Origin of the sequence: Parasaccharibacter sp. TMW 2.1891, assembly GCF_023337675.1 — a bacterium.
GTDB classification, from domain to species: Bacteria; Pseudomonadota; Alphaproteobacteria; order Acetobacterales; family Acetobacteraceae; genus Bombella; species Bombella apis.
Map to the genome: position 1 here is coordinate 40,453 of NZ_QORT01000004.1, position 13,144 is coordinate 53,596.

9 protein-coding genes are annotated in these 13,144 nt (G+C 59.5%); 3 read left to right on the forward strand and 6 right to left on the reverse strand.

Features of this window, described 5'->3' with window-relative positions:
* Positions 1-3,144 carry an efflux RND transporter permease subunit gene (locus tag DTJ15_RS08625; protein WP_043559643.1) on the reverse strand — a complete coding sequence of 1,048 codons (3,144 nt, stop codon included), beginning with the start codon at positions 3,142-3,144 and terminating at the stop codon, positions 1-3.
* 6 nt (positions 3,145-3,150) lie between these two features.
* The gene (locus tag DTJ15_RS08630) at positions 3,151-4,326 is read right to left on the reverse strand and encodes an efflux RND transporter periplasmic adaptor subunit (RefSeq protein ID WP_081562571.1); all 1,176 of its coding nucleotides are present in this window, start codon (positions 4,324-4,326) and stop codon (positions 3,151-3,153) included.
* 264 nt (positions 4,327-4,590) lie between these two features.
* On the opposite strand from DTJ15_RS08630, the gene DTJ15_RS08635 reads away from it, so the two are divergent.
* Together DTJ15_RS08635 and DTJ15_RS08640 are read left to right on the forward strand one after the other, a co-directional pair.
* Positions 4,591-5,220: a TetR/AcrR family transcriptional regulator gene (locus tag DTJ15_RS08635; protein ID WP_052349008.1), complete on the forward strand. Its 630-nt coding sequence runs from the start codon at positions 4,591-4,593 to the stop codon at positions 5,218-5,220.
* Positions 5,221-5,392: 172 nt separating this feature from the next.
* On the forward strand, positions 5,393-6,811 hold the full coding sequence (locus DTJ15_RS08640) for an amino acid permease (protein ID WP_043559646.1): 1,419 nt from the start codon (positions 5,393-5,395) through the stop codon (positions 6,809-6,811).
* 108 nt (positions 6,812-6,919) lie between these two features.
* On the opposite strand, the gene phoU is transcribed toward DTJ15_RS08640, so the two are convergent.
* Genes phoU through pstC form a run of 4 tightly spaced genes read right to left on the reverse strand, consistent with a single transcriptional unit; the run spans position 6,920 to position 10,342 of the window.
* Positions 6,920-7,645, reverse strand: a complete 726-nt coding sequence (phoU, locus tag DTJ15_RS08645; protein WP_043559648.1) for a phosphate signaling complex protein PhoU — start codon at positions 7,643-7,645, stop codon at positions 6,920-6,922.
* A gap of 20 nt (positions 7,646-7,665) precedes the next feature.
* Positions 7,666-8,472, reverse strand: coding sequence for a phosphate ABC transporter ATP-binding protein PstB (gene pstB / locus DTJ15_RS08650; protein WP_198027217.1), 807 nt, complete (start codon positions 8,470-8,472; stop codon positions 7,666-7,668).
* Between the two features lie 20 nt (positions 8,473-8,492).
* On the reverse strand, positions 8,493-9,401 hold the full coding sequence (gene pstA / locus DTJ15_RS08655) for a phosphate ABC transporter permease PstA (protein ID WP_043559651.1): 909 nt from the start codon (positions 9,399-9,401) through the stop codon (positions 8,493-8,495).
* Positions 9,398-10,342, reverse strand: coding sequence for a phosphate ABC transporter permease subunit PstC (gene pstC, locus DTJ15_RS08660; protein WP_081562574.1), 945 nt, complete (start codon positions 10,340-10,342; stop codon positions 9,398-9,400). Before pstC ends, pstA begins: the two co-directional genes overlap by 4 nt.
* A 255-nt stretch (positions 10,343-10,597) precedes the next feature.
* Between pstC and DTJ15_RS08665 the strand changes: the two genes are divergently transcribed.
* Complete coding sequence (locus DTJ15_RS08665) at positions 10,598-13,102, forward strand: glycosyltransferase (protein ID WP_249109842.1); 2,505 nt, start codon at positions 10,598-10,600, stop codon at positions 13,100-13,102.
* Positions 13,103-13,144: the final 42 nt, after the last annotated feature.

Here is a 13,144-nt window from a genome sequence, read left to right on the forward strand (position 1 = left end):
TCATGCGTGATCTCCTTCCTGCCCTGCATGAGGCTGTTCCGAAAGCCGCCTGACCCTGAAGAGACGCAGCACAACCACAAAGAACAGCGGCACGAAATAGATGGCCAGAATGGTAGCGGTAAGCATACCGCCTACCACACAGGTCCCGATCGCCACACGGGAGGCTGCACCGGCACCCGTGGCAATAGCCAGTGGGAACACACCGCAGACGAAAGCTATGGAGGTCATCAGAATGGGACGCAGACGCTCCTGCCCGGCCTTCATGACAGCATCTTCCAGCGTGTCGCCCTGCTCATAAAAGGCCTTGGCGAATTCCACGATCAGGATCGCATTCTTCACGGCCAGCCCCACGGTTGTCAGAAGCCCGACCTGGAAATAGACGTCATTGCTCAGCCCACGCCAGAGTGTCGAACCGATGGCCCCCAGCACGCCCAGCGGCAGCACGAGCAGCACGGCAAACGGGATGGCCCAGCTCTCATACAGGGCAGCCAGACAGAGCAGGATCACAATGGCCGCCAGCGCATAAAGCGGCCCCGTAGCGTTGCCGGACGCCAGCTGCTCAAAGGTCAGGCCCGTCCATTCATGCCCCACTCCCGGCGGCAGGGTCTTGATGATCTTCTCGATTTCCTCCACCGCACGGCCGGAACTGACCCCAACGGCAGGCACACCCTGAATCTCATAAGAATTCAGGCCATTATAGTTTTCCACCTTCTGCGCACCGAGAATCCAGTGGCCCGTGGCAAACGCATTGAAGGGTACCATGTCCCCCAGATTGTTGCGAACATACCAGCGGTTCAGGTCCTCTGGCGTCATGCGGGAGAAAGGCTCACCCTGGATATAGACCTGCTTTACACGGTCATTGCGGGTGAACTGGTTGACGTAAATCGAGCCGAAGGCCCCCTGGATCGTCGTGTTGAGCTCCGCATTGCTGATGCCCTGTGCATTGGCCTTCTCACGGTTGAGGTCCAATACAAACTGGGGGGCATCTTCCAGCCCCATCGGGCGCACAGCGGACAGAAGCGGATTTTTGGACGCCGCTGCCAGAAGCTTGTTCCGGGCGGCAAGGAAGGCCTGATGACCGATATGGCCGTTATCTTCCAGCTCCAGATCGAACCCGGTGGCATTACCGAGTTCCATCACCGCAGGGGGGTTCAGGGCGTAAATCTGCGCTGCCGGATCCCCCCAGAAATGCCCCATGATTCTGTTGGCAATGGCCATGCTGGAATGTGCATAACCAGGCCGCTTGTCCCACGGTTTCAGCCTGATGAAGAACGCACCGGCATTCTGCCCCTGCCCGGCGAAGCTGAAGCCATTCATGGTGAAGACGGATTCCACATCCCGGCCATAGGTCTTCAGCACGTATTCGGTGATGCGGTGGTTGACGGCCCCCATCTGCGCATCGGTTGCCCCAGCAGGCATGCTGACCTGCCCGAAAATGAGGGCCTGATCCTCGTCTGGCAGGAAGCCCGTTGGCACCTTCATGAACAAGAAGCCCACCAGCCCTGTCAGGGCCAGGAAAACGATCATGGCAGGGGTGCGGAAATGCAACATGCGGCGCACGCCACTGACATACCGTTTCGTCAGCCAGTCGAACCGCTCATTGAACCAGACTGCCGGACGGAAATGGACCTCATGTTTCATGGGTTTGAGCATGGTGGCACAAAGAGCCGGCGTCATGACCATGGCCACCAGAACGGACAGCCACATGGCCGCCACCACCGTGATGGAGAACTGACGGTAAATCACCCCGGTGGACCCGCCAAAGGCGGCCATGGGCAGAAACACCGCACTGAGGACCAGCACGATACCCACCAGCGCTCCAGAGATCTCATCCATGGATTCACGGGCGGCGTCCCGTGGGGAAAGGCCCTTTTCGCTCATCACACGTTCGACATTTTCCACCACCACGATGGCATCATCCACCAGCAGCCCCACAGCCAGCACCATGGCCAGCATGGTCAACGTGTTGATGCTATAACCCAGCACCGACAGGATGCCGAACGTTCCCAGCAGCACCACCGGAACAGCGATGGTAGGGATCAGGGTCGCCCGGAAATTCTGAAGGAAGACAAGCATCACGATGAAGACCAGCGCAATGGCCTCCAGCAGTGTCTCGATCACCTCCTCAATGGAGTGGGTAATGAACGGTGCCGTATCCAGCGGGTAGACGACCTTCAGCCCCTTGGGAAAGAACTGCGACAGCTGGGCAATCTTCGCCCGGACGGCATCTTCCGTCACAAGCTGGTTGGCACCGGGGGCCAGCTTCAGGGCCATGGCCGTGGCCGGCTTGTTGTTGTAGCGGGACGTGAAATTGTAGCTCTGTGCCCCCAGCTCAACGTGCCCGATATCTCTCATGCGGACCTGGCTGCCATCCTGCTGGACCTTCAGCAGCATGTTGCTGAACTGTTCCGGTTCCGTCAGGCGGACAGGGCCGATGATGTTGGCATCAAGCCCGATCCCCTTGCGGGCAGGCAGGCCACCCAGCTCACCGGATGCCACCTGGATGTTCTGGCTCTGGATGGCACTCTGCACGTCACTCACGGTCAGGCCATATTTGTACAGCTTGTCCGGGTCCATCCAGATGCGCATGGCATATTCGGACCCGAAAAGCGTATGATCCCCCACACCGGAAATGCGGGACAGCGGGTCCATCACGTTGGACGCCACGTAATCCGAAATGTCCTTCCCGTTCATGCTCCCGTCAGTGGAGATGAAGCCGATGACGAGCATGAAGTTCTTGGCTGCCTTGGTGACACTCAGCCCCTGGCTGACCACCTCGGGCGGCAGACGGGGCTGGGCAAGCTGGAGCTTGTTCTGCACCTGCACCTGGGCGATGTCGGGATTCGTCCCCTGCTCGAAGGTCAGGTCGATCTCCATATGGCCGCTGCCATAGGACTGGGCAGACAGATACTCCAGATGGTCCAGACCAGACATCTGCTGGAGGATGGGCCGTACCACCGTGTTGTTGACTGTATCGGCCGAGGCACCGGGATCATCCACACTGACAGCAATCTGCGGCGGAGCAATGGTGGGATATTGGGCGATTGGCATCTGGGTGATGGACACACCACCCACAAGCATGATGATCAGCCCGACCACCCAGGCAAAGATGGGGCGGTCGATAAAGAAACGTGACAGTGACATGGGCCGTTACTCCATCCCCAGATCAGCCAGACTGACCTCATGGGGTCTGACCTCCCCTTCAGGATGAACTTTCTGCAAGCCCTCAACGATCACCCTTTCCCCATCCTTCAAGCCTCTGGTAACCATCCAGCGGGCCCCAACTGTCTGCCCCAGCCCGACCATGCGCAGATGGACGTGATTCTGCCCATCCACCACCATGACATAAGGCTCACCCTTGGGCGTCCGCTGCACGCCAACCTGCGGCAGGAGCAGGGCATTCGGGTCGCTGCCCTCCTTGATGTGGGCATGGACGAACATGCCCGGCAGAAGCAGCTTGTCCGGGTTGGGCATGACAGCACGCATCACCAGCGTCCCCGTACCGGGATCGACCGTCACTTCAGAAAGTTTCAGCTGACCTGTCTGACCATAGGTGGAGCCATCTGGCAGTTCCAGCGTCACGGCGGCCTCGCTGCCGTTCCGCTCCAGCTGGCCAGATGCCAGCTCACGCCGCAGGCGGATCATGTCTTCTGCCGCCAGATTGACATCCACATAGATCGGGTCCAGCCGTGTAACCACGGCAATGGGGGTACTCTGATTGGCCGTGACCAGTGTGCCTGCCGTGTAAAGCGTCCGGCCGATGCGTCCATCAATTGGTGACTGCACATGAGTGTAGTTGAGATTGACCTGGGCCGTTTCGACGGCGGCCTGTGCCTGCACCACCTCGGCATCCGCCTGACGGGCCGTAGCCAGCGCATTGTCATATTCCTGACGGCTGATGGCCCTGGGCCCGACAAGAGCCTTGTAACGCTTCAGCTGGGCATGGGCACGGATGGCGCTGGCCTGGGCCTCCATCAACCGCCCGCGGGCCTGGTCATACGCCGCCTGAAACGGTGCAATATAAATCTGATAGAGAGGCTGCCCGGCCTGTACGTCCTTGCCCTCCTCAAAGGTGCGGGAAACGAGCACGCCGCTGACCTGCGGGCGAATCTGTGCCTGTTCGTAGGCATCCGTCCGACCCGGGAGTGATGTTTCCAGCGGAACGCTCTGCCTGTGCAGTGTCATGACGGCAACGGACTGGGGCGGCGGTGCTGGGGGCGTTTTCTTCTGACATCCGGCCAGAACCCCAAAACCCAGCAGGGCCGTACTGCCATAAATGACCGTCTGGGACAGACGCACAGCCAGTTTCGGGCGGAACATGAGCATAAACGTGACGGCCTCTCTGAGGAATGGACATGGGGCAACAAAGCTACAGGCAAAAAAGACCGCCTGCACCATATCACGCCATGAAAAAAACGTAGTGGAAGAGGAAACTATCCAGTTTCCTCCCCGCCGGTCAATCCCATCCCTGCTCTCTTCTCACAAAAAGATCATGAAAACGGTCTCTTTTCATGCAGGGCTTGACAGACCCATGCCGGAATCGGGCACAAGGCAAAACTTCTTCTTCCATCTCGCAAGGAGCGTGGTGCCATGCAGCCTCATGATGACACGGACCGCCGCAGCACCATTCTCCGGGTCGCCTGCACGCTGCTGCAACAGCAGGGCTACCATCACACCACGATGGACCATATCGCCCACCATGCAGGAATGTCGAAAAAGACGCTCTACCTCTTTTTCCCCTCCAAACGGAACCTGCTGGAACAGCTCCTGCTCTCCGAGCTTTTCGTCCCGCTTACCCCCTCCCCCATCCCGGAAACCGGGATGGAAGACCAGCTCCGTGCCATGGTGTTCCAGATGGCGGAAATTCTCCTCTGCGAAAAACGCCTCGGCCTGATGCGCACCATCATCGGTGAAACAAACCGTTCCCCCTCCATCCAGCAGCTCATGACAGAGCTCTTCCATAACGCCGGCAGCAAGACAAACATCCAGAACTGGCTTGAGGTACAGAAAAAGGCCGGACTGCTGCATTTTGGCAATGCTGCCGATGCCGCAGACCACCTTTTTGGCCTGACCATCGGCGGCCCCATCCTGTCCCGGCTTGCCCATTGCGGGCCGGCACGTGACAGGGAAAACCTGCACCATTATCTGGAAGAAGGACTCCGCATATTCCTGCATGGATGCCGCACCAGAGCCAGCATGACAGGCATGGCAGACCAGTAACCGCAAAATAATAGGTTGTTAAAAGTTTCTTTCCTTCCGCTGCGCATTGGCAAAGCCTTTAGTGTTAGTTATAGAATCTATTCGTAAAACACATGGCAGACCAGACGGAAGCGAAAAGGTATCACCCTGCCGGGCCATGGGCCTTCTAGACCGACCATTGCAGGATCATCGCATGACTACATCTCCCTCCGACCAGACCAGACCCAGACAGGCCAGCGCCACGGATGAAGGTTACCAGAAAGATCTGAGCCGGCGGCATGTGCAGATGATCGCCATCGGTGGAGCCATCGGCACCGGTCTGTTCCTGGGGGCGGGGTCCCGCCTCCAGATTGCTGGGCCGTCGCTGGCCATCACCTATGCCATCTGCGGTATCTGTGCCTTCATGATCCTGCGGGCCATGGGGGAGCTGGTGATGTACCGGCCCAGCAGCGGCAGCTTCGTCACCTATGCCCGTGAGTTTCTTGGAGAAGGCGCCGCCTATGCGGCTGGCTGGTTTTTCTTCCTCAACTGGGCCATGACCGGCATCGTCGACATCACGGCCATTGCGCTTTACATCCATTACTGGCCGATGTTCGGCCATATTCCCCAGTGGCTGATTGCCTTGGGAGCTCTGGTTGTGGTCGGAGCGGTGAACCTCACAGGCGTGCGGTACTTTGGTGAGATTGAATTCTGGTTCTCACTGGTAAAGGTCCTCACGCTGGTCATCTTTCTGAGCGTGGGCGGTTATGTCCTGCTGAGCGGCACGCACGTTGGCTCATACACGCCGGGTCTCCATCTCATTACCGAGTCCGGCGGCATCTTCCCGCACGGAGTCGTTGCCTCGCTGATGCTGATCCAGGGTGTCGTCTTTGCCTATGCTGCAACAGAGCTGATCGGCATTGCCGCCGGTGAGTGTGAAAACCCCCGCAAGGTCGTCCCCAATGCCGTCAACAGCGTGATCTGGCGCATTGTGGTTTTCTATGTCGGGTCTGTCGCCCTGCTGGTCTGCCTCATGCCATGGTCGGCCTACCATGCCGGAGAAAGCCCGTTCGTCACCTTCTTCCACAAGCTGGGCCTGCCTGCTGCTGACAGCATCATGAATTTCGTGGTGCTGACGGCCGCCCTCTCCAGCCTCAACTCCGGCCTGTATTCCACAGGGCGTATCCTGCGTGCCCTGGCCCTTGGTGGCTCTGCCCCACAGGCCATGAGCAAGCTGAACCGCAATGCCGTCCCTTATGTGGGGATCGGGGCAACACTCTTCATCTATCTCATTGGCGTACTGATGAATTATCTGTACCCTACGCAGATTTTCGAGATCGTGCTGAGCATCTCCTCTCTGGGGATTCTGGGGACATGGGCCACCATCCTGCTCTGCCAGCTGCGCCTGCACAGAGCCATAAAACAGGGGCGCATCGCCAGGACGGGCTTCGCCATGCCGGGAGCCCCCTATACAGGCTGGCTGACACTGGCCTTCCTGGTGATGGTCCTGATCATGATGGCTTTTGATTATCCATCCGGCACCATCACGGTTGGTTCCATCCCTGTTCTGGCCCTGATCTTCTATGGCGGCTGGCTGCTCCTGAAACGCAATGATGACGAGGCCGAGTCCTGAGGGACCCGGCATCCCGCCATCACACAAAACCCCCGGCAGAGCCTGAGCCTGCCGGGGGTTTTTCATGTCTGCTGGCCGGCCCTCCCGGGAGCCGGTAGGAGGAGCAGATCAGTCCGTGTCTTCACCCTGCCCGAGTGAGCGGGTTGGGCTTCCTCCGCGAGGGCGGGTCGTGGGCAGGTTCTCACCCGTCACGGCGTAGTAGACCCGCTCGGCCACATTGGTGGCATGATCGCCAATACGCTCCAGATTCTTGGCAATGAAGAGAAGCTCCGTACAGGCACGGATGTTCCGGGCATCCTCGATCATGTAAGTGACCAGCTCACGAAACACGGTCACGTAATGTTCGTCCACGCCCCGGTCGGCGTGCCAGACTTCCATCGCCTGATTGGCATCATGTTCAATGACGGCATCCACAGTCCGGCCCAGATTCTCTTTCACCAGCCGCCCCATGCTCCGCAGGCCGGACAGGGAAATCTGTCCATCACCGGACGCCGCCTTGATGGCCTTGCGGGCAATGGAGGCAGCATAATCGCCGATACGCTCCAGGTCCCCCGTAATCTTCAGGGCCGCAACGATCTCCCGCAGGTCCGCCCCCATCGGGCTGCGCAGGGCCAGCAGACGAATGACCAGACTCTCGACCTCCCGCTCCAGCTCGTCCACCTCCGGGTCCAGCCTCGTGGCCTCTTCAGCGGCGGACTCGTCATGGTCGGAAATGGCACGAAGGGCAAGCCCCACCTGCTCCTCCACGATACGGCCAATCTTCACCATCATGGCCCGGAGCTGTTCCAGCTCCTGCTCAAAACTCGAGACGATATGAGAACGCTCGTGTGGCATGATCTCTCTCCCCTTCCCGCTTATCCGAACCGGCCGGTAATGTAGTCCTGTGTCTGCTTCTCACGAGGGTTGGTGAAGATACGGTCTGCCGTATCCACCTCCACCAGCCTGCCGAGATAGAAGAAAGCGACACGGTCGGCACAACGTGCAGCCTGCTGCATGTTATGCGTCACGATCGCAATGGTGAACTCTTCTTTCAGCTCATCCAGCAACTCTTCAATCCGGGCTGTGGAGATCGGGTCCAGAGCGGAGGTCGGCTCATCCAGCAGAAGAACCTCCGGCCTGGTCGCAATACTGCGGGCAATGCAGAGACGCTGCTGCTGCCCGCCGGAAAGCCCGGTCGCCGGGGCATTCAGCCGGTCCCGCACCTCGTTCCAGAGGGCGACACGGGTCAGCACGTCCTGCACCCGCTCGTCCATCTCCGTACGGTTCAGCTTCTCATGCAGGCGCACGCCAAAAGCGATGTTGTCATAAATGGACATGGGAAACGGCGTCGGCTTCTGGAACACCATCCCGATGCGGGAGCGCAGCATGTCCAGATTGATGGAATCATCAAGGATGTTGCGTCCATCGAACATCACCTCACCCGTGGCCCGCTGGCCGGGGTAAAGGGCGTAAATCTTGTTGAAGACACGCAGCAGGGTGGACTTGCCGCACCCGCTGGGGCCGATCATGGCCGTCACGCAGCGGGCCGGGAAATCCAGCGAAATGCCATGCAGGGCATGGTGCGTCCCGTAATGGAAGTTCAGGTCCCGTACTGAAAGGGCGACATCCTGTACAGGTTCCCTGCCCGACAGGCTGGCAGATGACATCGAAGCAGAAGGCATGAAATTCTCTTCCCTTGATTTCAGTGACGGGATGAAAGCCGCACGGTGATGTTGATGAGCAGTACGCCGAACGTCACCAGCAGGGCACCCGTCCAGGCCAGCTGCACCCAGTCCTCATAAGAGGCACCGGCATACTGGTAGATGGCGATGGGCAGGCTGGCCATGGGCCGGGTCATGTCGGTGGACATGGTCTGATTGCCCAGCGATGTGAACAGCAGCGGAGCCGTCTCCCCCCCCATGCGGGCCAGGGCCAGCAGAATGCCGGTCGTCACGCCCTTGCGGGCCGAACGCAGGCAAAGGGACAGGATGACCCGCCAGCGGGCCGCTCCCAGGGCCGCTCCCGCCTCCCGCATGGCCGTTGGTACCAGGCGGAGCATGTCCTCCGTTGTCCGCACGATGAGAGGCAGGGCCAGCACGGCCAGCGCCACGGCACCGGAGAACCCGGAAAAGTGACCGAATGGCACGACAAGCAGCTGATAGATGAACAGGCCGATCAGAATGGACGGGGCCGACATCAGCATGTCCGCCACAAACCGCACGGCGCTGGCGAAATGATTGCCCTTGCGCCCATATTCGGAGAGATAGATGCCGCACATCAGCCCGACCGGGGCCGCCATCAACAGGGCAAGACCCGTCTGCAAAAGGCTGCCCACGATGGCATTGGCCAACCCGCCACCAGAACCGGGAGGCCCCATCCTGTGCGTCAGTGTTGCCCATGAGAGACCTACCAGCCCACGGCTCAGCAGCGTCCAGAGGATGGAGACCAGAACCAGAAGCAGGACACTCCCCGCCACAATACTGACGCCTGTCGCCACATAATCCAGCATCTGCCGCCGCAGGGCCTTGCGCCCCGGACGCCATCGCCCCGACTCAGAACCGGCCCTGTCGGCCTCGCTGGAAGATGCCGGAGAGATCACAGGTTCCGTCATTGACGTTTCCCTCTGAGACAACGTGCCAGCGCCAGGCTGACACAGGAAAGGAGCATGAGGATGAAGCCCAGCGCCATGAGAGACGAGAGACGCAGGGAGCCTTCCGGGCTTTCCGGGAACTGGAGAGCAATCAGCGAGGCCACGGTGCTGCGTGGCGCAAACAGGGACCAGCCCACGGTCGTCACGTTACCGATGATGAAAGTCACGGCCATGGTCTCACCCAGTGCTCGCCCCATGCCCAGCACGATCGCCCCGATCATGCCATTGCGGGACCAGGGCACGACAATCTTGCGCATCATCTCCCAGCGTGTTGCCCCCAGCCCGTAGGCACTTTCCCGCAGCATGGGGGGAACCGCCCCGAACACATCCACCATCACCGCCGTGATGAATGGAGCGATCATCACCGCCAATATGATACCGGCCGTCACAAGCCCCGTACCAACTGGAGGACCGGAGAGCACGGACCCCAGAACAGGCACATGCCGGAAATGATGGTTCAGGAAAGGCTGTACATCACGGGCAATGAACGGGACGATGGTCTGGAACCCCCACATGCCGAAAATGATGGAGGGCACGGCCGCCAGAAGCTGGATGGTCGTCCCGACGATGGAGGCAAACCGCCCCGAGGCGATGTAGGTCAGCCAGAAGGCCGTACCAAACGCCATGGGGACGGCAATCAGCATGGCAATGAGCGTGCTGACGAGTGTCCCCAGCAGAGGGGCCAGAACCCCATATGTATCCTTGACGGGATTCCACGAGACTGTCGTGAAAAAGGAAAGGCCAAACCTTGTGAAAGCCTGCCAGCCGCCTGTGGCCATCAGCAGGATCAGCCCGCCAAGCATGGCCAGCACCAGCAGTGAGCAGAGCAGGAGCAACCCATGGAAAACGGCGTCGAACCCCGCTCTACGGTGTGATGAACGCAATACGGGCGTCATGCGCATGTATCCGAAGCCTTGACCGTTTCACCTTCAGAGGCCTGCCCTCATGATGAAGGATGCCTCGCCTTCGTGCATTACCGTCCCTGCCCGCAAAGAACAACCGTCAGAAAAAGCGATTGTCCCACTTTGATGGTGGAAGAACCCGCTTTTTTCTGTATTCCTCATTTCGGAATGAAAAATGCCATGTGTCTGGCACGGAAATATTTCACAATTATGAAACAGACCTCTTTCACCAGACCTTGATTTCAGGAGAGGACAATGCCTGCACATCAGTTCCAGGGTTTTGTTGATACGGTGGACAGCCAGAACGGCATCATTGCAGGCTGGGCTGTCAACCTGCACGAGCCGTCCCGTGTTGTCCTGCTGCATGTCCTGGTGGATGGCCAGGAAGTCATGCAGGTTCTCTGCGACCTCAAACGGGAGGATGTCCGCCAGATCCTGCGTATTCCCAGCAACAAGCTGGGCTTCCGCTTCAGGCTCCCCCCGGAAGCCTGTGATGGCGCACAGCACGGCATCTCCATCCGCTTTGATGACCGCACCGCCCTTCTCTTCCCCGATGAGGACCAGCCCGACAGGGCGCATGAGACCCTCACCTTCTCACGCCCGCCCCAGACCGAATATCAGAGCTGCGTTGATGGCATGTTCGAAGGGCTTCTGCGAGGCTGGGTCGTTTCCCGCAATCATCCGGGGGCTGACTGGTCCGGCCATGTTGTCGTGTCTGTCAGGGTGGATGGTGTGCCGGTCGGGACTGTCCGGGCCGACTGCTACCGGGGCGATGTTGTCGAGTTCCTGAAAAGCGCCCCCAACTGCGGATTCGAGCTGCCCATCCCCCAGCGCTATCATGATGGCCTTCCCCACGAGATCACCATTACCAGCCTGCCTGACGAAATCCCGCTTGTCGGCAGCCCGCTGGTCACGGCCCTGGCCGATGACCAGCTGACGGCAAAACTCGTACAGATTGAAAACAGCATCGCCGCCCTGCACCAGCAGCTGACAGCCCTGCGCAACACCACACGCTCGCTGATTCCCCGCAAGCCGCTCAGCCTCCAGCATTATGACCGCTGGGCAAAAAGCTATTACCCCCTCCTGCGGGAACAGACAGCCCTGCTGCGCAAGGCCCGTCCGCTGAAGGAAACACCTCTCGTCTCCGTCCTCTGCCCGACATGGCGGCCAGATGAGGCGGAGTTCCGCGCTGCTGTCGAATCCGTCCTGGACCAGACCTATGAAAACTGGGAGCTCATCCTTGTCGATGATGGCAGCCAGTGTGAACGGACCAGAGCGCTCCTCAGGGAATATGCCCGGAAAGACAGAAGAATCCGCACATTCTCACTGAAAGTGAACCGGGGCATTGCCGGGGCAACCAACAAGGCCATCAGCCACGCAAAGGGCGCCTACATTGCCTTCTTCGACCATGATGACCTGCTGGTGGATGTCGCCCTGGAGAACATGGTCCGGGCTGCGCTGGAGACCGGCGCCAGGCTGCTCTACTGCGACGAGGACAAGGTGGATGCTGGAGGGCACTTCCTCGAACCAAACCTGAAACCCGACTATGACTACCGCTACCTTCTGGGTTGCAACTATATCTGCCATCTCACCTTCATGGAGGCAGACACTGTCCGCCAGACCGGCCCACTGGACAGCCGCCATGACGGGGCACAGGACCATGATTTCCTCCTCCGTGCCGTGGAGATCATCCCGCGCGAGGCCATCCACCACGTACCGGAAATTCTGTACCACTGGCGCAAGAGCCCCAACTCCACGTCCAGCAATGTCAGCAACAAGGGCAATGCCATCCGGGCCGGTGAAGCCTGTATCACCGAGCATCTGAAACGCCGTGGCATCAAGGCGACCGTTTCTTCCGTGGAGCATCTCAGCCTCTATTCCATTCGCTGGCCGTTCCGGAAGCAGCCTGCCGTCAGCATCATCATCCCCTTCCGGGACCAGCTGGACATGACACGGCGCTGTGTTGAATCCCTCCTGGACACCCAGACCTACAGTGCCTTCGACATCATCCTTGTGAACAATTTCTCTACACACAGGGAAACGCTGGCATGGCTGGACGGAATACGGAACCATGACCGGATCAGCATCCTGCATGTAGAAGAAGCGTTCAACTACGCCCGGCTCAACAATCTGGCAGCCAGACACAGCAACAGCGACCTGCTGCTTTTCCTCAATAATGACGTCATCGTCACCCAGCCGGATTTCCTCAAACGGATGGTGCAGGAAACACAGGCCGCACCGGATGTTGGCGCCGTCGGGGCCCGGCTCCTCTACCCCAATGGCACCATCCAGCATGCTGGTGTGGCTGTCGGGCCAGACATCATCGGGGTCCATGTCCATCGTCTCCAGCCGGCGAAAGCTTTCGGCTACATCGGGCGCCTGTGTATCAGCCACGAGGTGACGGCCATCACCGGGGCTGCCATGCTGGTCTCCCACCCGCTCTTTGATGCCATGGGGGGATTTGATGAAGTCGGCCTGACCGTTGCCTACAATGATGTCGATCTCTGCCTGAAAATCCGCGACAACGGGTACCGCATCCTCTTCTGCGCCGAGGCGGAAGCCGTCCATCATGAGAGCTTCTCCCGGGGGAGTGACGACCGCCCGGAACATGAGGCCCGTTTTTTCAACGAAAAACAGATCATGCTGGAACGATGGAAAGACAATCCGCTCTTTAAAAATGATCCGGCATACCCACATTATTTCCGGCAGGACCTGAGGACCTTCTTTGACCTCCGCAACCCAGAGGATTTATGGTCCTGAGGGTGACGAGGCCCGGAGGAGTCCCTCCCGGTTTCTGAAAAA

What these genes read in the sequence shown, in the direction of transcription:
- DTJ15_RS08640 (WP_043559646.1), top strand. Translation starts at nt 5,393, where the DNA reads ATGACTACATCTCCCTCCGACCAGACCAGACCCAGACAGGCCAGCGCC.
- DTJ15_RS08625 (WP_043559643.1), bottom strand. Translation starts at nt 3,144, where the DNA reads ATGTCACTGTCACGTTTCTTTATCGACCGCCCCATCTTTGCCTGGGTG.
- pstB (WP_198027217.1), bottom strand. Translation starts at nt 8,472, where the DNA reads ATGCCTTCTGCTTCGATGTCATCTGCCAGCCTGTCGGGCAGGGAACCT.
- pstC (WP_081562574.1), bottom strand. Translation starts at nt 10,342, where the DNA reads ATGCGCATGACGCCCGTATTGCGTTCATCACACCGTAGAGCGGGGTTC.
- DTJ15_RS08665 (WP_249109842.1), top strand. Translation starts at nt 10,598, where the DNA reads ATGCCTGCACATCAGTTCCAGGGTTTTGTTGATACGGTGGACAGCCAG.
- pstA (WP_043559651.1), bottom strand. Translation starts at nt 9,401, where the DNA reads ATGACGGAACCTGTGATCTCTCCGGCATCTTCCAGCGAGGCCGACAGG.
- DTJ15_RS08635 (WP_052349008.1), top strand. Translation starts at nt 4,591, where the DNA reads ATGCAGCCTCATGATGACACGGACCGCCGCAGCACCATTCTCCGGGTC.
- phoU (WP_043559648.1), bottom strand. Translation starts at nt 7,645, where the DNA reads ATGCCACACGAGCGTTCTCATATCGTCTCGAGTTTTGAGCAGGAGCTG.
- DTJ15_RS08630 (WP_081562571.1), bottom strand. Translation starts at nt 4,326, where the DNA reads ATGCTCATGTTCCGCCCGAAACTGGCTGTGCGTCTGTCCCAGACGGTC.